Annotated in this window: 17 protein-coding genes; 3 read left to right on the top strand and 14 right to left on the bottom strand. The window is 49.1% G+C overall.

The window, feature by feature from the left end; translation table 11 throughout:
- The first annotated feature begins 14 nt into the window (after window positions 1-14).
- The gene (locus tag ACKU41_RS09095; protein WP_321405115.1) at window positions 15-4,565 is read left to right on the top strand and encodes an LIC12162 family transferase; all 4,551 of its coding nucleotides are present in this window, start codon (window positions 15-17) and stop codon (window positions 4,563-4,565) included.
- A gap of 67 nt (window positions 4,566-4,632) precedes the next feature.
- Here the strand turns inward: ACKU41_RS09095 and ACKU41_RS09090 are convergent, their stop codons facing one another.
- From ACKU41_RS09090 to ACKU41_RS09030, 13 genes are all read right to left on the bottom strand, one after another.
- Complete coding sequence (locus ACKU41_RS09090; RefSeq protein ID WP_321405114.1) at window positions 4,633-6,792, bottom strand: glycosyltransferase; 2,160 nt, start codon at window positions 6,790-6,792, stop codon at window positions 4,633-4,635.
- A gap of 143 nt (window positions 6,793-6,935) precedes the next feature.
- Window positions 6,936-7,955: a sialidase family protein gene (locus tag ACKU41_RS09085; RefSeq protein ID WP_321405113.1), complete on the bottom strand. Its 1,020-nt coding sequence runs from the start codon at window positions 7,953-7,955 to the stop codon at window positions 6,936-6,938.
- Window positions 7,956-7,957: 2 nt separating this feature from the next.
- Complete coding sequence (locus ACKU41_RS09080; protein WP_321405112.1) at window positions 7,958-9,898, bottom strand: glycoside hydrolase; 1,941 nt, start codon at window positions 9,896-9,898, stop codon at window positions 7,958-7,960.
- Window positions 9,899-9,903: 5 nt separating this feature from the next.
- Window positions 9,904-11,133, bottom strand: coding sequence for an ATP-grasp domain-containing protein (locus tag ACKU41_RS09075; protein WP_321405111.1), 1,230 nt, complete (start codon window positions 11,131-11,133; stop codon window positions 9,904-9,906).
- Between the two features lie 92 nt (window positions 11,134-11,225).
- Window positions 11,226-12,431: a methyltransferase domain-containing protein gene (locus tag ACKU41_RS09070; RefSeq protein WP_321405110.1), complete on the bottom strand. Its 1,206-nt coding sequence runs from the start codon at window positions 12,429-12,431 to the stop codon at window positions 11,226-11,228.
- A gap of 13 nt (window positions 12,432-12,444) precedes the next feature.
- On the bottom strand, window positions 12,445-13,977 hold the full coding sequence (locus ACKU41_RS09065; RefSeq protein ID WP_321405109.1) for a TIGR04372 family glycosyltransferase: 1,533 nt from the start codon (window positions 13,975-13,977) through the stop codon (window positions 12,445-12,447).
- A gap of 9 nt (window positions 13,978-13,986) precedes the next feature.
- A complete protein-coding gene (locus ACKU41_RS09060; RefSeq protein ID WP_321405108.1) occupies window positions 13,987-14,916 on the bottom strand; it encodes a transketolase family protein in 930 nt (309 codons plus the stop codon).
- Complete coding sequence (locus ACKU41_RS09055; RefSeq protein ID WP_321405107.1) at window positions 14,916-15,752, bottom strand: transketolase; 837 nt, start codon at window positions 15,750-15,752, stop codon at window positions 14,916-14,918. Before ACKU41_RS09055 ends, ACKU41_RS09060 begins: the two co-directional genes overlap by 1 nt.
- Window positions 15,753-15,761: 9 nt before the next feature.
- Window positions 15,762-16,511 (bottom strand): 3-oxoacyl-ACP reductase family protein, encoded by a 750-nt coding sequence (locus tag ACKU41_RS09050; protein WP_321405106.1) that lies wholly within the window; start codon window positions 16,509-16,511, stop codon window positions 15,762-15,764.
- Between the two features lie 6 nt (window positions 16,512-16,517).
- Window positions 16,518-17,432 (bottom strand): class I SAM-dependent methyltransferase, encoded by a 915-nt coding sequence (locus ACKU41_RS09045; RefSeq protein ID WP_321405105.1) that lies wholly within the window; start codon window positions 17,430-17,432, stop codon window positions 16,518-16,520.
- Between the two features lie 18 nt (window positions 17,433-17,450).
- Entirely contained in the window at window positions 17,451-18,452 is a 1,002-nt protein-coding gene (locus ACKU41_RS09040) for an acylneuraminate cytidylyltransferase (RefSeq protein ID WP_321405104.1), read from the bottom strand.
- Complete coding sequence (gene pseF / locus ACKU41_RS09035) at window positions 18,442-19,128, bottom strand: pseudaminic acid cytidylyltransferase (RefSeq protein ID WP_319776804.1); 687 nt, start codon at window positions 19,126-19,128, stop codon at window positions 18,442-18,444. Before pseF ends, ACKU41_RS09040 begins: the two co-directional genes overlap by 11 nt.
- A 143-nt stretch (window positions 19,129-19,271) precedes the next feature.
- Window positions 19,272-20,393: a hypothetical protein gene (locus ACKU41_RS09030; RefSeq protein ID WP_321405103.1), complete on the bottom strand. Its 1,122-nt coding sequence runs from the start codon at window positions 20,391-20,393 to the stop codon at window positions 19,272-19,274.
- 156 nt (window positions 20,394-20,549) lie between these two features.
- Between ACKU41_RS09030 and ACKU41_RS09025 the strand changes: the two genes are divergently transcribed.
- Window positions 20,550-21,473: a DMT family transporter gene (locus tag ACKU41_RS09025; protein ID WP_321405102.1), complete on the top strand. Its 924-nt coding sequence runs from the start codon at window positions 20,550-20,552 to the stop codon at window positions 21,471-21,473.
- Window positions 21,474-21,649: 176 nt separating this feature from the next.
- Here ACKU41_RS09025 and ychF read toward each other — a convergent pair whose 3' ends face one another.
- Window positions 21,650-22,750 carry a redox-regulated ATPase YchF gene (gene ychF / locus ACKU41_RS09020; protein ID WP_319776799.1) on the bottom strand — a complete coding sequence of 367 codons (1,101 nt, stop codon included), beginning with the start codon at window positions 22,748-22,750 and terminating at the stop codon, window positions 21,650-21,652.
- Between the two features lie 267 nt (window positions 22,751-23,017).
- Between ychF and ACKU41_RS09015 the strand changes: the two genes are divergently transcribed.
- A complete protein-coding gene (locus ACKU41_RS09015; RefSeq protein WP_319776798.1) occupies window positions 23,018-23,368 on the top strand; it encodes a type II toxin-antitoxin system RelE/ParE family toxin in 351 nt (116 codons plus the stop codon).

Genomic DNA, 23,368 nt, shown 5'->3' with positions numbered 1-23,368 from the left:
GTATCATCAAAGTTATGAAATTTAAGAATGTAAACATAAGAGCAACCGAAGATTCTCTGTTTTGGGGTGAAGAATATCAGAAAAATTTATATCTTTGGCAGTCTGTCAGATATCATGGAGAGTCCTGCCAGCTTAAAGAGGGTACAAGCCGCTATAGTGTAGTGCCTGATATGTATGAATCTGAAGAGTCTTTGGATAATGTTTACGATTTTGCCAAAAAGAATTTTTATAGATACCTGCCTCATGTTGCTGGAGCCCTGAACAGCATTCATAATACAGACCTGCCTGTAGAATTTTGGAGAACCGCACTGGGCATTTGGCTTTATCGCCATATCTGCCTTGTTTATGATAAATACAGCAACCTTCAGCAAGTTGACATAGACCGCACAAGTATAAAACTTCTAGCTGAATCTTCATATCATGTACCAAGAGATCATTACGACTACACCTTTTCCTTTGCCAACAGCCACGGCGTAAATCAGTTGGTATCTCAATATTATAAAATTTTTGCTGAAAGAACAGATTTTCCTGAAATAGATAAAGAGTACGACAATAAAAAAGATGGCTGCCCCCGCTACCCTATGGCGAGTGTTCTGCTTGATTCTAAGCTGGATGTACCTTGTACCTATATGTGTGAGTCCCATCCGGATCAGGCTCAGGTCGGGCTGTGCAGTGTTTATTATACAAAATCTGTTATGGAAGAACTCTTCCGCAAATCAAAAGGTAAAATTTATCCGTTTAAAATTCCGATTCTTAAGTTTAAAGAAGATAGATTGAACCTTGAGATTCGCAGCTTATTTAAAAATATCGATCTTAAGGACAGCCCCTTTGATAGATATTTTATTGAAACATTGCCGTTCTCATTTCCAAAAATATTTGTGGAGTATTTTTCAGATTATAGAAAAGTATTCACAGAGCATATTAAAGATAGCAACCTGACGCACATCGTAACTGAAGCCTGGATTTCCTTTTCACCAATATCCATTTATTGTGCCATAGCAAAGCATGAAAAAAAAGTTGGTCTTGTTTTAAACCAGCATGGCATTGGAATGCAGTTTCACAAATGGTTTTTGCTATGGCAGGAATGTGAAGTTGCTGATAAATATATCACCCATGGCTGGGATTACGACGTCCCTAACTTTGTCAGGGGCGGAGTTGCGACAAGGGAAAATAAAAAATATGTATTTCACAAGGATAAACGTGATATTCTGCATGTCGGCACAACTCGTTTTCGTTACCTGCTTCAAATCGGTTACGGAACTCCTGCAACGGGGGGGCGTTTTTTTAATTATCTGAACCATACAAAAGAACTTGTTGCAGGTCTTTCAGATGCATACAAGGATAATTACCTGCTCCGCCCAAGACGGGAAAAGGGTTTTTGGGATACAGAGTCGTATTGGGAGGTGGAGAAAAAGGGAATCCGCGTCGATTGTGACACTCCCTTGTCTGAGTTGATTCAGCAGTCCAGAATTGTAGTGATCGACCACATTACGACTACCTTCATAGAATTGCTCATCTGCAATGTGCCTTTCATACTTGTGCATTATGAAGATTGGGATGTGATTGCTGATGAATACAAAAATTCTTTTGATGAACTTATCGCTTGCGGACTGGTGCAGAGGACGCCTGAATCAGCAATAACGTTTATTAAAAAAATATATGATAACGTTGAAGAGTGGTGGAAAAGTCATGCGGTGCAAAAAGCAGTTACAGCTTTTACAGAAAAATTTATCGGGCCGTCCTCTCGTACAACTGATTTTTTATTATCGTTATTAAAGAAAGCAGGTTCTGTCGACATGGATAAATTTATTTGCGACGAATATGGTGTTCATATTCCTCCCGGACATCTTAATTCTTTTTCATATTCGGACGGTAAAAAACACGAGCAGGACGTTATCAACCGCTTGGAAAAATGTTCCGACCGTTCCATTTTTTCCAAAGAATTGAAGGCGGAAATTCATGACTGGGTTAGTGAATATCATTTTTCCAGAGAGCGTCACAATCTACTCAGGCACGTTAAGATAAACTCCGGCATGAATGTTCTGGAGCTTGGCTGCGGTTGTGGTTCCATAACCAGACAGCTGGGTGAAAGCGGGGCGAATGTTGATGCCGTAGAGGGAAGCCATACTCGCGCCCGTGCCGCGGCCTTGCGCTGTGCGGATTTGGAAAATGTTAAGATTTATTGTTCCAATTTTCAGGATGTAGTTTTTGAACGTAAATATGATCTGGTCACCCTCATTGGTGTTTTGGAATACAGTCCGCAGTTTTTTGAATCGGAAAATCCTATTCAGGAATGTTTGCAGCTGGCGGCAAACGCTCTAAGCAAGGATGGCGTTTTAATTGTCGCAATTGAAAATCAGCTGGGACTGAAATATTTTGCCGGTATGCGTGAAGATCATGAGGGCATACCGTATTTTGGCATAGAAAACCGCTACAATTCCGACACTTCCATTACTTACGGACGGCGTGAGCTTGAACAAAAAATTCATGAATCCGGGCTGAAAGATATAGTATTTCATTATCCATATCCTGATTACAAAATTCCCCGGAGCGTTTTTACCGAAGCGGCTTTCGAGTCTTCTATTTTCGATCCGTCTGAAATTATTCGCCAGACAGAATCCAGAGATTATGCCGGGCCTCCTATTGCTAATTTTGATGAGCGGTTGGCGGTAGCAACTCTTAATAAAAACGGTCTTTTGCCGGATATGGCCAATTCCTTTTTGGTTTTTGCTTCACGTTCCAGCGACAGTATTGAAAAATTGTTTCGGGAGGAAGCTCTTGGCTGGTATTATACGGTAGACAGGGAGCTTGCATATAATACTAAAAATGTTTTTTTTCAGCATGATGATTCTGTTTTTGTTCAAAAGAAACATATTGTGGGGCGGGATATAGCCACCCCGAATGGAGGGGTGCTTAAACAACTGCTACGCACTGAAAAGTATATTCCCGGCACAAACCTTGAGGCAGAATACCAAAAGTGTATTTTGCTTGGAAATATGGAAGAATTATTCCAATTGTTCGTGCTGCAAATAGAATTTATGCTCAGCAATGCAATTGCTCAGGTTAGCAGTAAGAACATTATTGAATCCACAATCAAGGCGGATTATTTTGATTGTGTTCCGTCAAATATCATCATTAAGGATGGTAAATTTGATTACATTGACAGGGAATGGAATTTAAGAGTTCCGGCCAGCTTCGGTTTTTTGTTAATCCGCACTATCGATGCCTTGAGAGAGTTAGATAAAAAGAATGAATTTTTACGTCGGGAGTATATGCTGGAAGTTCTTCAGCAACTGGGAATTGTACTCACCGACGCTATGTTTGTTGAGTATTATGATATTATCAAACAGGTTGATATGCAGGTCTATGCAAAACCCTTAGCAGGTGCTGTTCCTGTTTTGGCTTCTGTTCCTGCTGCTAATTCCCGGATAGAGGTTCAGGACAGAGCTGAACCGGCACAGAAGAAAGATGTAGAAGACCGGCAGCTGATTTCGGATCAGGATAATACGGAAGTAAAGCCCCCTGAAATCCCGAAAGCAAGGGCAATCGCATTTTACCTCCCGCAATTCCACCCGATCCCGGAAAACAATATCTGGTGGGGCGAGGGGTTTACGGAATGGACAAATACCGCAAAGGCCAAACCTTTGTTTGAAGGTCACGACCAGCCCCACCTGCCCGCGGACCTCGGCTTTTATGATTTAAGGGTGCCGGAAACGCGTATCGCTCAGGCTGAGCTGGCTTCCAGATATGGAATTGATGCTTTCTGCTACTGGCACTACTGGTTCGGGAATGGAAAAAGATTGTTGGAACGCCCTTTTGATGAGGTTGTTAAATCCAAGCAGCCTGATTTTCCGTTCTGCCTCGGCTGGGCCAACCAGACTTGGTCCGGAATATGGCATGGCGCACCGGAAAGAACCCTCATCGAACAGACTTATCCGGGGGTGCATGATTTTCGTGTTCATTTTGAAGCGTTGCTTCCGGCTTTTGACGATCCGCGCTATGCCAAGATTGACGGTCGAAACATCTTTCTCGTTTACAATGCAGCAGACCTTCCGGATCCAAAAGTCTTTGTAATGTTCTGGCGGGAAATGGCCCATGCGCATGGTGTGCCCGATTTCCATTTTATTGAGCATGGCAGCCGGAAGTGGCTGGATCACGGTTTTGATTCCTGTGTAGCCAATGCGCCGTTTATCAACTTCCCCTCACCGCAAGCGGATGTGCGTTTTCTGGATAAAAACATTACGCCGACGGTGAGATCCTACGCAGATTTTGTCCAGTATATGAAAACGCAGGAGCTTCATCCGCTGGAATACCCGCTGGCAGTTCCTGGATGGGATAACACGCCGCGAAGCCGGGGAAATGGGCACGCGCTTATAAACCCAACTCCCGAACTTTTTGGTGAACTGGTAAAAATATTGTTGGATAAGATCGGATCGCGTCCTGAATCCCAGCGTATTCTTTTTATAAAAGCATGGAACGAGTGGGCGGAAGGCAATTATTTGGAGCCGGACCTGAAATGGGGACATGGGTTTCTGGAAGCTTTACGTGGCGCCATGTTCACTTAACCCGTTAGCCCTGAAAAACGCCCACCAAATTAAAATAAAAGTTCATCCGGACGGCATTACGAGTGCTTTATTCCTCATCCAGCCATTCTTCACGCTTGGCGCGATCTTTGGAAAGGACGTCAGCAACTTGCTCCTGATCATATTTTGCAAGGATTTTTACTACATTGCCCAACGAGTTGCCTGAAAGGGCTTTGTTTTTCGAAACGCTTTTGCCCATGGCCCGCATATGCTGAAATTGGATAAATCCATTGAATACAATGTCATATCCGAGTGTTTTGGCCCGTAAGTGGTGTTCAATGTCCACGCATTGGCAGGGAGACAGGGAAATGTCGAATAATCCAACTTTATCAAGGAACAGTTCGCTCTTGTAAATATGCAGGCAGCCGATGACATGATCCACCAGATCAATGAAGTCGAATTGTCCGAGATCAAGAGCGGGAGCACTGTTGGTCATACCTAACTCATAGGCTTCAAATTTAACGATATTTCGTACTCCGGCATGAATGACCGGGGGAAGTCCCGGATCGAGAGACTTGCCGCCCACTGCAGCTGCATTGGGGAAGAGTTCCGCAGTCTTGAGCATATCAATAAGCCAGTTTTCAGGAACACTGACAAGATCATCGTCACCGATGGCAATGAAATCTGATTTGCTGTGGTCATATTTGGTCAGCAGCCAGTTGTGGCCTGCCGGCCTGCCTATGTTGGTGGGTAAGCGCTCTATTTCAACGGGGATGTGCGGTGGAAACAGCTTTACAGCTTCCTGCAGGCGTTCCCATGTACGGTCTGTGGAGCCGTTGTCGGCAATATAGACGGCATAGTTTTCATATTTGGTCTTCGCCAGTTCTCTGAAAGCCTGTGTGAGTTCCTTTTCCCTGTTGTGGCAGAGGATTATCAGGTGAACGCGTGGATTGCCCGAAAGCGGTTCGGCAAGCTTGGGCAGCAGGGTCAGTGCCTTGCGTTTGAGCCTCCGTTCATTGGAGTCTTCAATGCGCTCAATCAGTGTGGCCGCCAGTTCCAGATTTCCCATACGCATGGCTGCAGCACTCTGCATACTGATCAGCTGCGGGTGCCCGACATGCCGGAAAGCGAGAACCTGTTCGTATTCTCCCAGCATAAGCAGGTCGGCAAGGGCCAGAAGCTGGCCGTCTGTGGGAAGAGCTGTTTCTTCCTGCATAACTGAAGGGTGTTCTGCCGGAGGCGCAGCCTGTTCAATCTTTCTGGCCCGTTCTTCATATTGCCGGGCTTTTTCCATATTGCCTGAGTCCTTGTAACGTTTTGCAAGGCGCAGCATGGATTCATATTCCGGATTATCAACTTTCCGGGGCCCGTTTGCTGAAGTAAAATTTCCTGCGGGGACGAGCGTTTCCTGCGATTCTTTATCTACTGGTGGCAGTTTGGACCATTCCCGTTCCCAGCGGGGAATAAAATGGTCCATCCCGGCATGCTTGCTCTGCAGGTATCGCCATGAAACAGCCATTCTATGCTGTTTGTTGACAAGTTCCTCCTCGCTTTCCACGTAATCATTCCGAATTACCGGCAGGGGTGAGTAGAGCAGTTGTTGCGGATTGGGAAATTTTTGCAGTAAACGGTAACTCAGGTCTATGCCGTCATGTCCGTATTTAATGTGCTCATCCCAACCGTCGACCTGAAAAAAAGATTCTGCATTGATGCTCATATTCTCTTCAAGGTCGCAAAAATGCGGGAAGGTTTTGTCGCCGAGAAAGTAATGTTCGGCTTTACTGTTTAGCGGGGATTTGGTTTTTGGAAGACATGTGCCCCGAATCATAATTGCCTGATATCTGGAGTGTTCTTCCAGATGGGCGCTGGTAAAATTAGCGGCAGGAACAGCTTCACCGTCCAAAAATATAAGTAAGGGTGCTTTGCAGAATACGGCTCCGATGTTTCGGGCCATACCGTCGGTGAATCCTGCATGCAGGGTAATCTTGGTGTCTGCTTCCGGTTTTTCAGCCTGTTCCGCTTGAGTTGATTCGGAGACAAGGATGATCTCGGTTGCGGGGGCTTCCTGCTTTAATTTTCCAACAATTTCAGGGGAGAAGTTTTTGGAAGCAACTATAACAACAGAAGCTTGAGGGAGCTTCTGGCTTTGCGATTCAAGTTGTTTGATACCGGAGATTGCATTGTTGTAACTGTTGAAGCGGTCGGTCCAGTTGATTTCCGCTAATCTGCTTTTGAGGATATTTTCTTTATTTGCAGTCTGGTCAATCATGCTCTCTCCCTGCATTTGAGCAATACATAAATTGTGTACTTCAGTAAGTTGCCGAATCGTATCTTTTCTTGCTCAACGTGGCAAGGAAAGGCTTGATTTGTTGGAGTAATCTGTTGCTCCGATATCTGCCTTTCCGTACTCTTCTATTCCAATTCCAACATCATCCGTTCCACTACAGGTGCCTCCTGTTTTCTGGAAATATAGTAAACCGCCACAATCTGTCCCCTGTGGTTTACTTCTAAATCTCCATAACCTCCGTGAAAACGTCCGCCTTTATACCATGCAAGGGTTTGCGGGCGGCTCCATGTTTGGCCGCTGTCTTCCGATATGCTCAGTGCTACGCGGCATTTTGGATTTTTGCGGATCATCCCACGATAAAGGCATAGGATACGTCCGTCCGGCAGGAGTGTTATGGAAGGAGCTTCACCATAGAGTCCGATAGGTTGCGGGGTGGACCATGTTTTGCCGTCATCATCTGAGTGGGATTTGAAAAGCCCGTCAAGGCATGGCTGCTGGCGTATAAGGGCCAGTATCCTGCCTGATGGCAGACGGGTGATTGATGTTTCATTGAGCCTGTATTCCGGGATACTTTTATAGATATATGACTGCCGGGAAGTTTCACCGTTCTCTGGATTAAAGCGGAAGGTTCCGCATCCGGGACCGTTGTAGAATGTGCCTATGAAGGTGTTTGTATCATCAAGGGCAGGGATGAAATGTCCGAAAGAAGCCCATTCGTATCCGTAGAGGTCCAGAGTCTGGCGTTTAGGAAAACTCCTGCCGCCGTCAGTGCTTAGGGAATAATAGTTGCGGCGTAGGTCAGATGTATGAGTTCGGGAGATAAGCAGTACCTTGTTGTTGCCCAGATGGGTGAGCAGGGCGTCATGCTCATTGGTGCGCTCCTGAGCGTGGCTGATGATCAGCTGCGGAGGCTCAAATGTATACCCTCCGTCCTTGGAGCGGGTGGTGTAGATGTCCCCGGCCATGCCGTGATCCATTACTTGGCGCAGGTCGTTGCTGATGTTTACCGCTCTTCTGAATCCTACCAGCAGTTCTCCATCCACATTAGTGATAGTCGGGAAAGATTGGTATCCCTCCCATTCCGGCGGGGTAATTCGTTTGGTATCAAGAATGGAGAGGGAAAGTCTGGTTTGTTTGCTGGTCATATTTATTCTCCGGGATGTGGTGTGATGCTGAATCCGGTGCTGAAATTGAATTTGGGGTCGGGACTGCATCCGCGCAGGCTTGTTTCATCCATCTCCTGCAGGGAAAAGAGAACCCGTACAAAAGGTGACGGCTCTGCCTGCCTGCATTTGACCATGCCGATAAAACCGTGTTCGGGACAAAGTGGACTGATTTTCAAGGCCCGTTCCGCCCCGCCTAGTACGATGCTTGAATCTGTCATGCCTAATCCTTGCGAAGCCGAGACTGCAAAAGAAATACTGTCGCTGTGGTCAAAGGTCTGCCCGTCCAACAGGAAACGTTCCATTTGCCCGCCGTTGCAGGTGGAGTAGAAAAGTCTGGCAGGGTCCATATTTGCAGTGAGCAGAGTTACATGCCCGATTCGAGAATACCCCGGAGGTCTGCAATCCAGCGCAAAGCGGTAGAGAATATCGATTTGTTCCCGGTGCCTGTGGATACGCACGGCTTTATCCAGCGCACCTTGATAAAGATTGATGGAGCAGGAAATTGTAATGAATTTGTCGTTTTCATCAATTAGCGGGGTGATCCGGGCCAGATCAGTGTCTTTGGGTATTCCCGGCCCTTCCATAATGATGTGACCTGAAAAAAAGTCCGCTCCGAGGTCTATATCTTTAAAATAACCGTGACTGAGGGTGCCGAATGACGGGGTGTTTGCGTGGGAGGGGAACGACGCTTCCTGTATTGCCAACCCCTTGGCGGTATTCAGGATGACTGATGCACCGGCGGTCTCCAGCTTGAGCATGCGGTTTTGTCCGCTGAGCTGAGTCCCGAAAACTTGAAAGTCCGGTTCCCGGACTGACGCATTGGTTTCAAAAGCAAGTTGCTCCAGTCTGATTAGAGCCTCGTCGTATCGTTTCCCGGTGATATGCGTGCGCAGGTCACTGGACCAGCAGAAGCAGAGTGTTCGCCATTTTTCTTCATTTTCAGCACAAAAAGGGAAATTCTTATCAAGTTTGTGGCAGACCGCCCGACACAGGGAGTTGAGCCGGAAGTCGTCACGTCCACTAAGAGCCCAGCGGGTGATATTGTACTTGCTTTGTTTCTTTACCGGGATGGGCTGGCCTGCACAACTCAGGTCCAGATAATTACCGCCTGATTTATGGTCCAGACCGTGAAGTACAGCGGAAGGAAACTGGAATTTATGGCCCCGTTCACGCAATGTTTTGAAAACCAGCTCAATCCGTTTCCATTCACTTTCTGTTTCCTGAACAGCTTCATTTCTGTAACGGCGGGGCCGGAAATCGAAAATTTCAGCATCATTACCGTAAATAGGCAGCCAGCCGTCAGCAGTACCCAGTCCTTCCACGTAATTGAGATATTCATCCAACTCCAATTCGCCGTGGGCGAAACGCTGCAATTTCTGGAAGACCATGGAGCGGCTCCAGAGTACGGGGATGGATTCGCCGTTGGTCCCCCTTGCACGCTGAGGGAAGTGCTGGATGTGATCGGACCAGTTCGCGTAGAGAGCCGGATTATCGTAATCCATGAAGACGGCCTTGAATCCGGCTTCAAGGTAATGTGCGACCATGCCGGTAGACCACGCCTGCTCATTAACCAGAGCTATCTGCGGGGTTGCATCCAGAATTTTCTTTCCGGCCAGCATTCCTAAATTCAGATTGGCCCGGTTTACCGAGGGAGGCACTAAAGGACCGATGATTTGCCCGTACCCACTGCCGATGAATTCGGCTTTATTTTCGTGGAGCAGGGCTTTGAAATTTGCAATCCATTCAGGATCAAGGTCGCGGATAATCTCAAGGGTGATACCTGAGGCTTCAATGCCAAGCGGATATCCGGCTGCTGCCAGCCGTAAGAGCGGCCGATAGCAGCGTTTGATGACCTCGGTGCGGCTTTCTTCCGGGATGGAGGAAAACATGAGGTTGAGATGAAATATGGCAAATATTTTCATATCAACTAGGCGGTGATTATTGTAATTGCGTCAATAGCAGCTTTCACCCGTGTCACAGCTTCCGCGCGGGTTGCAGCGCGGGCCATGACCACACCTGCTCGGGCGGGATGGCTGGTTGCCGGGGATATCATTTCGCCCACAGCAGTGCGGATCTCCACCATGTGGATTCCGTCCATCTGCTTTGCTTTTTCTACTCCCTCAATGGAGATTACTTTTCCCGGCTTGGGAAAAATGTAGCGTTGGGCCACACCTTTTTGAAAGGACGGTCTCATGTCCTCTGGTGCGGGAGTCTCCCCAAGAGCTAGCCTGATGGCTGTGCCCACGAAATCAACTCCCGTATTCCACGGAATTTCATGGGAGCAGAAATAGCCCCCGGAAAGGCGGGCAGCCATTTCAATAACATACGGTTTTCCTTCATGCACCACCATGTCTCCCTTGAACATGGAATTCTCAATGCCGAGGGCTATTGCCGCCTGCCCGGAAAGTTCCTTGACTGCCTGCTGCATGTCCTGCGGCAGGAAAGAGGGCAGATCTCCACCGTTTTCAATGATATTAGGTGCGAAGCGGTCCAGAAATTCGTAGTTCCGGTCAGAGAAACCGGGGCAGAATGGCTGTTCGTTGACCACAAAGCCTTCGGTGCTGACCTGTGGGCCGTCGAGGTGTTTTTCTACCATGACCCGTCCGGACGGGGATTCTTTTCTGGAATACTTAAATGCCCACTGCGGATCGGGCATCTCGGGAGAGTCGTACACAAGTCGGAGCACTCCACGCGCCCCCCGGCTGTCTACGGGTTTTAAGACCATTGTTTCCCGCCGTTCAGCGATGATCCGGGTCAGTTCTTCGGCACTGAAAATTTCCCGGTACCACGGGATGGGGATGCCTCGTTTCCTGAAACGGTCTTTCATGGCTATTTTGTCTGTAGCCAGTCGGGATGTTTCCATACTGACTGCATTCAATCCGAAGTGATCCGCTACAGCCGCAACAGTTCCGGGAGCATCAACCGCCGCACAGATAACCCCCTGCGGTTTGCCGCCCTTTTTCGACCACAGGGTCAGGGCGGCAACCGTTATCTCCGGGGTATAGACACAGCCGATGATCGGTTCATGGGCAAAAGCGAATCCTGGAGCCTGCGGATTGGCATCAACCGCCAGCACATGCAGTCCCATTTTTTGAGCCTTTTTAAGAATCGGAATTGATTCCATCCCGGCCCCGATTACGATCAGTGTCTTGCGCATAAACGAATGTCATTCACGGCTTGTCGATCAAACATGGAGAAGCCCTGTTAAAAGTTTTTTTGGCTCACGGAGGGCCGCCGGAGGCATTTTTATTACATAGCCTTGCGGCAAACCATGAAGGTGTTCTGCCCTTTGGGATCATCAGGAAAGACAATGCGTCCCTGCTTGATGCCCGTGGTCTGCATGATTTCAAAATGCTCTGAGCAGAGTCCGCAGATTTCCTGCAGGGAAAACTCGTGCAGGTGCTGGGAATTTACCGGGATATGCCCGTGGCTGTTCTGGGGAGTACTCAGGATGAGCAGCCCTCCAGGCTTTAGAATACGTTGCATTTCTTTAAAGAAGGGTGCCGGGTTGACGTGTTCCACGGTCTCGAAGCTGGTCACTGCGTCGAAGGCCCCGTCTTCGAAACTGAGCGAGGTTGCATCCCCGGTCTGGAAGGTGATGTTATCAAAATATTTACCAGAAGAGGCTTGGCGCACGGTCTCAAGATCAAGGTCTGCAGCAACAACTTTCTGCGCTTTTTCGGCCAGCATCCTTGCTCCGTATCCGGGGCCGCATGCACAGTCCAGCACTTTTGATTCCGGGCTGATATGATCCAGAGCCAGTTCATAATGGAAAGTAAGCTGATCTCCGGCACTGATACCTTTGTGCTGGCCGACGTTCATGTTTCCCGCGATGTAGACCTGCTCTGCGGTTTCGCGGCATTTTTTAAGCCACTGCTCGCTAACAGCCGGACCCTCCACGCGGGAGCATTTGAACTCTTCGGGCTCATTGAACATGAAAAATTTGGGATGGACCCGGTAAGGTGCGCCATTGGACCTTTCTTCAAGAATGTCCAATACCTTTTTAAGTGCGCTCAATCTATATATATCCGCTGTAAGCTGGATGGGAAAATCATCTTCGGTTTTTATGCAGTCCAGACCTTTTTTTTCGGCCTGTTCCAGCATGGTCCGGGCGTGTGCTGCAAGCCAGCCGAAGTGTAATCCGTCAACCCGGATGAAAAGGCTTTGCTCATCCACATCTTCAAGAGCGGCAATCATGCGTTCAAGGGGACTTTCATCGTGTCCGTAGAAAACAGAAATGTTATGTTCCGGGAACATCTCCGGGATTTCTTCCAGCCTGCCGCCACGGTCGAATTCCGGAGCGATGATTCGAACGTCTGCACCGGGAAACTCATTGAGTGCGCTTTCCACGGTCAGGGCGACCACAGGGCGGTCCTCAACTTCATTCATGCACCAGTCCGGTGCTCCGCTCCATGCCCTTGATGCAGCCTGTACCAATACAATCGGGGTGTCCATCAGTTATCCTTCTTCAGTTAAAGAGTTCGCTTGCATGCTTACGCAGGAAGTAGGGACTTATGGGCGTTTCAAAACGCGAATTATAGTCCGAGACTTCAAGACAGGAAAGAAACCGCTTATGCAACTCCTGTTCCTCTTTAGTTGCCTGCCACTCGCCATTCATGCGTAGATGCATTTCCTGCATGGCTTCCATCAATTCATCTTCAGTATTGTCGATAACCTCAAAATCGGAATCTGCAAAGTTTTCTATGGGCCATTTGCTAATTTTGGCAGATATTATTTCAGAAATGTTTAAAATTCGACCTGTGGATTTCGAACGGATCAGTTTGAACAGGGCCAGATCTTCAGGGGAGCAGTATTCAATTACTTCCAGCCGGGCAGTATTCACCCGCAGGCAGGGTTTGCGGAAAAGGTTTGCCACATGCATGGGGCCGCTTTGTACCCCGACGAGGAAAAAGCAGGTGGACGGCAGGTAGATGTCCATAAAATCATTTTGCCTGCCGCTGCTTGCATAGTCCACGAAATTGGGGTGGTTTATTTTAAGTGGTTCCTGAACAATGCTGCCGATTCTGATTACGTTATATCCGAGTTGCAGCAGAGCTTCAGCTCCGGCTTTGAAGGTGGAGATATCCATGTTGCGTGGTTCCTGCATGTCGCCGTCGCTTTCCGGCAAGGTCTGACGCAGGAAAGCTGAGTCCCGTCCCAGCAGGCAGACATGCGGCCGCTTAGGGTCAAGGCCGAGATGTTTAAATTCCTGCCTGCCCCGTTCAAGTTCTTCGGCAGTGAAATTCAGATGGGGGTCAGTCTGCTGAATTAGGCATTCATAATCGCGGGCAAAGGAGATGGTGCGGGTATTCAAAAGCAATTCATGTTTTGCCGAGAGGTTGAACATTTTAACTGCTTCCAGCAGGTAGCGGTTCCACTTGCTGATGTTCATTTTACGGGAATAAAGAGTGCCAAGAGTCTTGTTGGCAACTGTCCCGTCTTTGAAACAGAACAGGTCCAGGAATCCATCATGCCTGCCCAGTTCTTTTTCGGAAAGATACAATTCACAATCAAGGGCCAAATGCCCCAACCGGGAAGAATAAATTTCTGCAACCCTTACAGGTTTGAAAATAGAGAAAGTTTTAAGCAGCAGGGCCAGCGCCGCAAATCCTGTCCATTTCAAGGCTTCTATGCCGGGATTGGGACGCAAGGTTTCATCTGCCGGATAGATTTGGTTCCTGATGCAGGTGCGGATACGCAGGGAATAGAAGTTGGCATAAAAGGAAATCGCCCGGACCACATTGTCATGGTCGTAGGTCATACCGCAGATAATGACAGCCTCGTGCGGCCTGAAGTGAAGTATTGTTTTCAGCAGGGGCGGAAAAAGAGGATGGAACATGCCATTGAAAAAAACAGTCTGCTCGTTAGCAAAATTACCCCGGTCACGTTCCGGGAGCAGGAGCATGACTTTTGTCTTGCTGCGGTCTACGCCGGCAAGGAATTTTCGTATATGGCTCTGCTGGGCAGTGCCGATGATGAGCAACCGTTCTTTTTCAGCCATTGTGCTCCACTATTTCCGTTTCAGTACCCGGCGCACTGCCATTTCTATGTTCTCGGGCATGAGTCCGTATTCTCGGGCAAGATCCTCCGGTTCCCCGGAGCTTCCGAAAACATCATTTACAGCTACCCGTTCAACTGGAACCGGATGGTTTTCGCAGACTGTTTCCATGACCGCCCCGCTTAGGCCTCCGTATTTGTTATGGTCCTCACAGGTGACTATGGCTCCGGTCTCTTTTGCGGCCCTGATTACCGCATTCTCGTCCATGGGCTTGAGCCAGCTCATATTCAGAACCCGGCAGGATATACCTTCTCCGGCCAGTTTTCGAGCTGCTTCCAAAGCCCGGTGGACCATGACCCCCACAGCCATGATGGTACAGTCTTCGCCTTCGGCAAGTACTTGGGCTTTGCCGTGTTCGAATTTGGTGCCGGCATCAAACACATCAGGCAGGGGACTTCGTCCGGTACGCAGGTATAGCGGTCCGTGGCTATCCAGCAGATGAGGCAATACAGCGCGCAGTTCAACCGGGTCAGCCGGAGAAACAACAGTCATGTTGGGTATGCTGCGGTAGATGGAAATATCTTCCAGAGCCTGATGGGTGGCTCCGTCCGGTCCTACATCCAGTCCAAGGTGGCTGGCTGCAATCTTCACATTGAAATTCGGGTAGGCGATGGAGTTGCGGGCCTGCTCCAACGCGCGCATTGAGGCAAAGACCGCATAACAGGTTACGATGGGGATAATCCCGGATTCCGCCAGTCCGGCAGCAACGGAAAACATATTCTGTTCGGCGATGGCGCACTGGATAAACCGGTCCGGGCAGGCCTCTCGAAAATGATATGTTCCGGTCCCTCCGGCAACGTCGGCATCAAGAACCACGAAGTCGTCACGAATAGCGGCAAGCTCCACAAGGGCTTTGCCGAAGGCGTCGCGCATATTTTCCATCAGGCAAGCTCCCCGCACCCGCATTCACGCAGTGCGCATTCCCGTTCTTCACCGGTAGGGCAGAGGCTGCCGTGCCATTTGGGAACATTTTCCATATATGAAATTCCTTTGCCCTTAATTGTATGAGCGATGATCATGGTCGGTTTTTCTGCTGTTGTCCGTGCCCGGTAGAATGCGTTTTCGATTTCTCGGAAGTCGTGCCCGTCAATTTCAATGACCTGCCAGCCGAAGGCCTTGAATTTGTCGTTTAAAGGCTCGAGCGCGGTTATGTTTTCATTGAGGTCGTCGCTCTGGAATTTATTGTAATCAACCACCGCAGCAATATTATTGAGCTTGTGATGCGCCCCGAACATGCAGCCTTCCCAGATCTGGCCCTCGTTAAGTTCTCCGTCGCCCAGCAGCACATAGGTGCGGTTGTCGCGTCCGGCCCGTTTGGCACCGAGGGCACAGCCCAAGGCAAAGGAAAAACCCTGACCTAGTGATCCTGAGTTGAATTCCACGCCGGGGGTTTTGATGCGGTCCGGGTGCCCCTGCAACATGCTGTCCGCGTGGCGCAGCTTTTTGAATTCTTCTTTGGAGAAGAAACCTTTCTCTGCCAATGCTGCATACAGGGTCAGGCAGGAATGGCCTTTGGAAAGAATGAAGCGGTCCCTGCATGGATCAGCCATGTTTGCCGGACTGAAATTCATTTCCCTGCTGAACAGCCAGCTGACGATTTCCACACAGGAGAGGGAACCGCCCGGATGGCCTGAACCGGCGTAGCAGTTCATGGTGATGATGGATTTACGTAGTTCGGAGGCGAAATCCTTAAGTTCCTGATAACTGGACTGGTCCATTGATTCTCCTTAGAAATAAAGTCCGCCGTTGACGTTGATGGTCTGGGCGGTGATGTAGGAAGATTCGTCCGATGCGAGATAAGCCACGCTGTCCGCTATTTCCGAAGCAGTGGCAAAACGTTTCAGGAGCACGTTTTCCGCCGCTTTCCGGACTGCCGGGTTTTGAAGTCCGGCATCGGCCATATCGGATATTACCAGCCCTGCGGCGACGGTGTTGCAGCGGATATTCCACTCCGCGCCGAAACGCGCAGCCACCTGAGTCATGGAGATCAGTCCGGCTTTACTGGCGGCGTAATGGGCGGTGCGCGGTCCACCGTACTGGCCGCTGACTGAGCCGATATTGATCACACTGGCGGCCCTGCTTTTTTTGAGCAGCCCAAGGCAGCGCTGGGTGCAAAGGAAAGGTCCCTTGAGGTTCACTGATAGGATGCGGTCCCATTCCTCCGGGGTGATTTTGTCGAAGTCCTGCGGAGCATTGATCCCGGCATTGTTGACCAGAATATCCAGCCTACCTTCGTTTTCACTGATGTCGCCTGCAACTGCATCCACGGAGTCCGCATTACTCACCTCAAGATGCAGGATGCGTACTTTGCCGCCTTCTTTTGAAATTTTTGCTGCAGTCTGTTCTGCGCTTGTGCGGTCATTGACCCAGGTGAATATTATTTCTGCGCCTTCTGCGGCCAGTTTTTTGCTGATGGCCTTTCCTATACCACGCCCACCGCCGGTGACCAGCGCGATTTTATTTTTAAGTCTTGGCATGTAAGTTTAATCCTTTTTTCCTGCCATGATCACTGTATGACGACCGAATCCGGCTTCGGATAAACTGTTGTAAAGCTTGTCCAGCACATCGCGGTTGTCCGTGCGGGTCAGGTTCAGTTCCAGTTCCTTGCGCATGGCGTGGCATTCGCGGCCAAGTTCCGGATTTTGTCTGTAATTTTTGCCCATGAGCAGAAAAAGCTCCATCGGAAAAGTAATTTCATGATGCAGCGGTTCAAAATCCAGTCGGCGCAGCAAAAGTTCGAGGGAATTGCGGTTGAAAAAATTTATGTGATGCGGGGGAGTCACCCACCAAGGCTTCTCGTCCATGTCTTCAACCATTATCTTTTGCAGTTTGTTGTAATCGTTGGGAACACCGACGACAACCAGCCCTCCGCGATTCAGCACCTGTCGGCAGAGGTTAAGTAATCCCGCAGGATTAGGCAGGTGTTCCAGAACTTCCCATAGATATACAACATCAAATTTACCTATGGTCTCAGCGCATTCCTGATCAAAAACAGAATGAACAACATCAAGGCCGATGGATCGGCAGTATTCTACCGCCTTGTCAGCCGGTTCAACTCCCTTGGCCAGCCAGCCCCGCTCAACGGCCTGCTTCAGGAAAAAACCGTTGCCTGAGCCTACGTCCAGAATGGATCCCTTGCGTCCCAGTAATTTTTCAATGGTTTCCAGCCGGGCCGTATTGGTGGCAGCGTGCCAGTCCTGATCTTCCAACTGGTGCTGAAGCATGAGCGGTTTGTCTGTTACATGGTATTCATGCTTGTAAATGTGCTCCAGTTCATCTTCATCCGGTATGGGGATGATGTGTTTGAAGCCGCAGCTTTCACATTGAATCACATCGAATCCGTCAACTGAGTCCAGCACGATACCGCTGTGGTCTATCCAGCATTTTCTCTCACTCAAAACTTGCTCCAAGCTTTGTTAAACGGCTTCCACAATCCGGGTGGCGATGTTTATGGCTCCCTGCCCGATATTCAGTCCGGCAGCTTTTGCAGCCATGGTCGTTCGCAAATCTTCGGATGAAATAAAATTTTGCAATTCAGCAGCCAGTTCCCGGTCACTGATGCGGTCAAATTTTCCCAGTGAAACAGCTGCTCCGCATGCCTGCAATGCCGATGCCGAGAGGGCATGGTCTTCACTTAAGCAAAGCAGCATCTGCGGAACCCCGCAGGCCGCCAGTTCGTAAGCGGTCATGCCAAACGATGCAATGGCTGCGTCACAGCGTTGCATGGGTACGGACATGTCCTTTATATCATACAATAATTTTATACGCTTTCCGTGCTCTACCGTTATCTGGTTGATTTTGTCCAGATTATTGAACATGGGTCCGATTACAACTTCGGCCTGCCATTCTCCGGAGACGGACTTCAGGGCGCGTAGGATTCTTGACGTTATGTCGTGGGGGTCGCTGCCGCCCATGGTTATTAAAATTCTGGGCGGATAGTTTGTATTTTTTGTTGTTCGGGCAAGCCGGAATTCCTTACGCAGTGGAACAAAATCCCAACCGCGATGGATTTCGCCGCTGAATCCCGTCCAGTCCAGTTCGTGAAATTGCGGTACGGGAGGATAGAATGCCATATCGCAATGCAATCTGTTCGGAGTCGGGTCGTCAATCGTTGCCAGCAGCTTGCCTGCCTTTTTAGCGCGCTGGAAAAAGGAGAAGGAAAGATCAATACGCAGGTCGAGGACTACCGCCGTTTCATTGCCGAAGTTTCTCTCGTTGAATTCGGTAACAGGAATGGTTTTGAACCCGGCAGCCCTTATTGTCGCTTCGGCTTCAGAACTACCCCGGAAGCCGAAAACGGATTCGCAGCCGAATTTTTCCTGCAGGGCTGAGGCTACAGCAAGGCAGCGTCCCGCATGACCAAATCCGGTCTGGGGTCCGGCCTCGCAGAGAAAAAGGATCGGTCCGCTATTTTTCATCACACATGAACGCCTGATATAATCGTTCAGCAATATGCCAGTCTTCTTCAGTATCGATATCCACCACCATATAGCGGGGTAGGAAGTAAGGCAGGCTTAAGCCTTTTTTGCGGTCTTTGGGGACATCAGTCAGTTCCGTCCAGTAAAATTGGGCTGCATCATGGAAAAAGACCGGGAGGTCCTGTGACCTGCATGGTGCATATTCCGGAAAAGCATATTCAACCCCGCCCTGTTCATTTTTTTTAAAGGAGCGCAGGATAGGATATGGGAATTCTGCTACGCCCAGTACGCAATTGGCCCGGTGCTCACGAAGCATCTCATAGCCGCCGCGAATGTTTTCGGCAGTTACAAATGGATTGGCGAAGAACTGGCAGTAGCGTTCCGGCTCGCCCCAGTTTTCCCGTACCCAGTTGATAGCATGGTTAATAACCGGTTGGGTGGGGGTGAAATCGTCCGCCAGTTCCGCAGGGCGCATGAAAGGAACTTCAGCTCCGTACTCACGGGCAATATCTGCGAATTCTTCACTGTCCGTACTGACCAGAATATGATCAAAGAATCCGCTTTTGACAGCGGCTTCAATGGTATAGGCAATAAGTGGTTTTCCCAGAAATGGGCGGATTGATTTTTTTGGGATTCGTTTGCTGCCGCCACGGGCCGGGATAATTGCTATCTGCACTGTTCTTCCTCCGGCAGAGTTTGAGTAAGTGCTATGGTTTGTAATAAAGTATGATGTTGAAAACAAATAATATTTTTGCAGAATGCACTTGGTCCATTAGCGTTGTGGAGTGTTTGTGGTAGTCGGTAGACTGCCCGAATGCATTATTTATTGCGTTTAAAAATATTATTAAACCGACCCAGACGTTTCTTAGCTTTTTCTTTCATAGTTTCCGGCTCCGGTTCTTGTTGTTTTTCATTCCTGAAAGTTGCGAAGCGGGCCACCTTGCCGACCTGTTCAGCTGAGTATCTGGCAGCTTTGGTAGTGGCCTGAAAAGCTTTATCGGTTGAATCGACTACTTTTTTGGCAGCGCTGGCGGCCTTTTCCCCGGCAGCTCCGGTTATTGTTTTGAGGTAGGCTCCGGTGATGGTTTTGGTGGAGCCCATGGCTATGGAAAGGAGCATGCCTGCTGCTTCGCGCAGAACTGCCCGGCGGTAGCCCGGAGAATTTTTTTCCGCATGGAAATTAAAATGTCCGCGGGTGATTATGCCGACCCTGAGCGCAAGAAAGGCATTAGTGGAACCGTCCAGAATGGAAGCAGTGACAATAGAGGTGACTCCGCTCGCTCCGGGAATCATGCCTAGAGCCGATCCGGCCAGAACCGGGGACATTATCGCTTCTATCTGGGCCTGAATATCCAGTTCTTCCACTGCGCTGGCAAAAAAAGCCGTACCTGCAACATTGGCATATACCGCTATCATATCACGTATGGAAGGGCGCTGGTTGTAAATTTTTGAAACATCCCAGACCAGCTTGGTCAGGGTGCCGAGTACAATGAATGAATCCAGTTGCCCGTTCTGGGAGATTGCCGTGGACAGGAAAATCCTTGAGGCCACGGTTTTCATTTTTTGCGTTGAAATGCGGTCAAGGTGCTCAAGCGCGATGTCCAGATCTTCATTGCTGGAGAGAGGGAGCGCTGCCTCGCGAATATATCTGTTGCCGCGCAGTCTTTTGCGCAGCTTGCGGATGAATTCCCGCTGCTGTGCCGGGGTGGGGTCGGCAGGCATGACCAGCGGGCCGGGGCGGAAAAGATAAACAACCAACGGACTGAGACATATGGCGAGGAACAATCCGCTCACCCCGAAGAGCACGTAGTCGCGCGATTCTGGAAAATATACAGCGCAGAGCTGGGCCAGTCCTGCGATCTGGTTGAGCATGAACAGGATGAATCCGCCGAGCAGGAAAAACAGCAGGGCGGTTATGATTCGCGGCAGGACCTTGGGCATATGTATGAAACCTCACTGTATCTGTTTTGTTTTCAATAATTGTATCTAGCCGCCTGCCCATGATTACGTCAAATTTCTCTTTGCATCTTCAGGGCGATGAAATATTGTGCCTGACCCCATGTCCTATGGGGCGTGATTTCATTAAAGGAAAATAGAATGATTAATCTTAAATCGTCCACAAGTCTTGGAATCGCACAGGTTCTCGGCGGATCTGCGTTGATTTCCCTGGTGGGTATTTTCATAAAAATCATGGTGGTTGATTACGGGCAGCCGATATTGGTGGTCACTTTTTGGCGCAACCTTTTTGTCTGCATCATGCTTATGGCCGGGTTGAAGATTTTCAAGCCTAAACTGCTCAGGTTCGAACGTGAAAATCTGGGGTTGCTGTCTTTTTATGGTGCAGTCCTGACCGGTTTGAATGGAATATGGGGCTGGTCAGTCTATTTTAACGGGGCGGGTGTTTCAACCGTTCTAGTGTATATTTCAGTCCCGTTGACAGTTATGGCTCAATGGGGGCTGGGTGGCGACAGGCCCACACTTCGTATTGTGCCTTCCATTGTATTCTGTCTTACGGGCTGTGCCATGGTTTGCGGACTGCACGGTTTTTCGGATTTTACCCTGACTCCCATGGGAATGTTTACAGGGGTTTTGTCCGGTGTTTTTTATTCTGCATATGGCCTGTTCGGGAGGGAGTGCGCCCAGCGGAATATCCATCCGTTATGTGTGCTGATGCATGTCTTCGGAATTGCCGCTGTCTATATGCTGGTTATGAATCTACTGGCTCATGGAACAATTCCGGGGGCAGCCCCCAAGCCTGCGGATATCTTTATGCCCGGGGTGGATTGGAAAGGCTGGGCCTGCATACTGACCCTAGCCATCGGGCCGTCCATGACAGGATGGAGCCTGATTAATTCCAGCCTGACCCACTTGTCTCCGTCCGTGGTCAACGTCCTGCTTACCACCGAGCCCATGATGACCGCGCTGGTGGCTATCCCGGTGCTCGGCGAATACATGACCGTAGAACAATGGGCCGGATGTTTTCTGATTGTTTTCGGGGTGATTGTGCTGAAGAAAAGGTAGGATAATAAGAGATGAAAAGCCCCCGCAATATCCGGAAGATATTGCGGGGGCTTTTGTTTGCCGTATTTTTAAAATGAAGCGGCGAAGCCCTGATAAAAAAATTTGGAAGAGTCCGGAAATTTTTTTAAAGGATTCTCCGGCCCCCGGTGGGACCGTCCGTTGAGCCGCCGGAGGCTTTAAACATTGAACAGAAAGTGAATAACATCACCATCTTTTACAATGTATTCCTTTCCTTCGGAGCGTAACACACCGGCTGCACGGCAGGCAGCTTCTGAACCGTTGGCGATGTAGTCTTCGTAACCGATAACCTCGGCGCGGATGAAGCCGCGTTCAAAGTCGGTGTGAATGGCTGCTGCCGCGCGGGGAGCCTTGTCGCCGTCATGAATGGTCCATGCGCGGACTTCTTTTACCCCGGCGGTGAAGTAGCTGATCATGCCCAGAGTGTGGAAACCTGTACGGATGATTTTGGCCAGCCCGGATTCGGTTACACCGTAAGATTCGAGAAATTCGTTGTATTCTTCTTCGTCAAGGCCGACCAGTTCCTCTTCCATTTTGGCGGAAATCTTTACGAATTCAGCTCCGCGTTCTTCGGCGAGGGCCTTAACTTTTTTCACGTAGTCATTGTCTTCGGTAAGACCTTCTTCGTCCACGTTGGCGCAGTAGATTACGTTCTTGGCAGTGATCAGGCGCAGGTCGCGGAGCATTTCGACCATGTTATCGGTATCCAGTTCACCGTAGGTGCCTACGGGATTGCCTTCGTTGAGGTGTTCAAGGAGCTTCTCCGCTTCGGCGATTTTGGGGCCGAGGGTTTTGTCACCCTTGATTTTTTTCTTCATGCCCTCAATGCGGGTATCGAGTGCCTGCACATCGGCGAGAATCAGCTCGGTCTCGATGATTTCGATGTCGCGCAGGGGATCAACGGAGTTGGCAACGTGGATTACGTCGTCGTTGTCAAAGCAGCGCACAACGTGGAGAATAGCCTGAGTCTCGCGGATGTTGCCCAGAAATTTGTTGCCGAGTCCTTCACCTTTACTTGCTCCTGCAACAAGGCCCGCGATGTCGATGAAGTCCACTGTGGACTGCTGTACGCGCTGGGGATTGACCAGTTCGGCCAGTTTGTCGATGCGTTCGTCAGGAACAGGAACAACTGCTTTGTTAGGTTCGATGGTACAGAAAGCGTAGTTGGCGCTTTCCGCGTTCTGGGCTTTGGTCAGGGCATTGAAAAGTGTGGATTTACCGACGTTGGGCAGTCCCACGATACCGATACTGAGAGCCATAATAAATTCTCCTCAAAAAAAATATAAATTCCTGTCCACGCCGCAAACATCCCGCACATACAACGCTGGTTGCATGAAAAAGTTAATTTATCCGGGGTGCTGTAGCGTGAAAGGTGAGTCTTTCGTCTTTGTTATCCATAAAGATAATGCACGTGTTGCGGCCCCTCAATACCCGTCTTTGCGGGGATGGGCAAGTGTTGAGTTTGGAGGAGGGAGGATGGATTGATAGCCGTTTGACAATTATTCATTGTAGGTTATATTCAAGACATGGAATGGGAAATAATTTTATGCGATGAGTTTGAAGACGAATTTTTGAGCTTCGGAGAAAAATTGCAAGACGAATTAATCGCACAACTAAATGTTTTGAGTAAGTTTGGACCTTCACTCGGGCGGCCTCAAGTAGATAGCATTAAGGAATCGAAGTTCAGCAATATGAAAGAGCTGCGGTTCAGTTTTGACAAACAGCCTCATCGTTATTTCTTTGCTTTTGATCCATTAAGGCGGGCTATTGTTTTGGTGGGCGGCAGCAAAGCCAATGATAAGAAATTTTATAAACGAATGATCCCTATTGCGGATAAAAGATTTGAACAGCATCTAAAAGAGCAGGGGGATAGTTAA

The organism is Maridesulfovibrio sp., assembly GCF_963678865.1.
GTDB lineage: Bacteria > Desulfobacterota > Desulfovibrionia > Desulfovibrionales > Desulfovibrionaceae > Maridesulfovibrio.
This window is presented reverse-complemented; position numbering and strand designations above follow the sequence as displayed.

What these genes read in the sequence shown, in the direction of transcription:
- ACKU41_RS09025 (WP_321405102.1), top strand. Translation starts at nt 20,550, where the DNA reads ATGATTAATCTTAAATCGTCCACAAGTCTTGGAATCGCACAGGTTCTC.
- ACKU41_RS09030 (WP_321405103.1), bottom strand. Translation starts at nt 20,393, where the DNA reads ATGCCCAAGGTCCTGCCGCGAATCATAACCGCCCTGCTGTTTTTCCTG.
- ACKU41_RS09080 (WP_321405112.1), bottom strand. Translation starts at nt 9,898, where the DNA reads ATGAAAATATTTGCCATATTTCATCTCAACCTCATGTTTTCCTCCATC.
- ACKU41_RS09070 (WP_321405110.1), bottom strand. Translation starts at nt 12,431, where the DNA reads ATGGACACCCCGATTGTATTGGTACAGGCTGCATCAAGGGCATGGAGC.
- ACKU41_RS09050 (WP_321405106.1), bottom strand. Translation starts at nt 16,511, where the DNA reads ATGCCAAGACTTAAAAATAAAATCGCGCTGGTCACCGGCGGTGGGCGT.
- ACKU41_RS09090 (WP_321405114.1), bottom strand. Translation starts at nt 6,792, where the DNA reads ATGATTGACCAGACTGCAAATAAAGAAAATATCCTCAAAAGCAGATTA.
- ACKU41_RS09015 (WP_319776798.1), top strand. Translation starts at nt 23,018, where the DNA reads ATGGAATGGGAAATAATTTTATGCGATGAGTTTGAAGACGAATTTTTG.
- ACKU41_RS09055 (WP_321405107.1), bottom strand. Translation starts at nt 15,752, where the DNA reads ATGGACCAGTCCAGTTATCAGGAACTTAAGGATTTCGCCTCCGAACTA.
- ACKU41_RS09085 (WP_321405113.1), bottom strand. Translation starts at nt 7,955, where the DNA reads ATGACCAGCAAACAAACCAGACTTTCCCTCTCCATTCTTGATACCAAA.
- ychF (WP_319776799.1), bottom strand. Translation starts at nt 22,750, where the DNA reads ATGGCTCTCAGTATCGGTATCGTGGGACTGCCCAACGTCGGTAAATCC.
- ACKU41_RS09095 (WP_321405115.1), top strand. Translation starts at nt 15, where the DNA reads ATGAAATTTAAGAATGTAAACATAAGAGCAACCGAAGATTCTCTGTTT.
- ACKU41_RS09060 (WP_321405108.1), bottom strand. Translation starts at nt 14,916, where the DNA reads ATGGAAAATATGCGCGACGCCTTCGGCAAAGCCCTTGTGGAGCTTGCC.
- ACKU41_RS09075 (WP_321405111.1), bottom strand. Translation starts at nt 11,133, where the DNA reads ATGCGCAAGACACTGATCGTAATCGGGGCCGGGATGGAATCAATTCCG.
- ACKU41_RS09065 (WP_321405109.1), bottom strand. Translation starts at nt 13,977, where the DNA reads ATGGCTGAAAAAGAACGGTTGCTCATCATCGGCACTGCCCAGCAGAGC.
- ACKU41_RS09040 (WP_321405104.1), bottom strand. Translation starts at nt 18,452, where the DNA reads ATGAAAAATAGCGGACCGATCCTTTTTCTCTGCGAGGCCGGACCCCAG.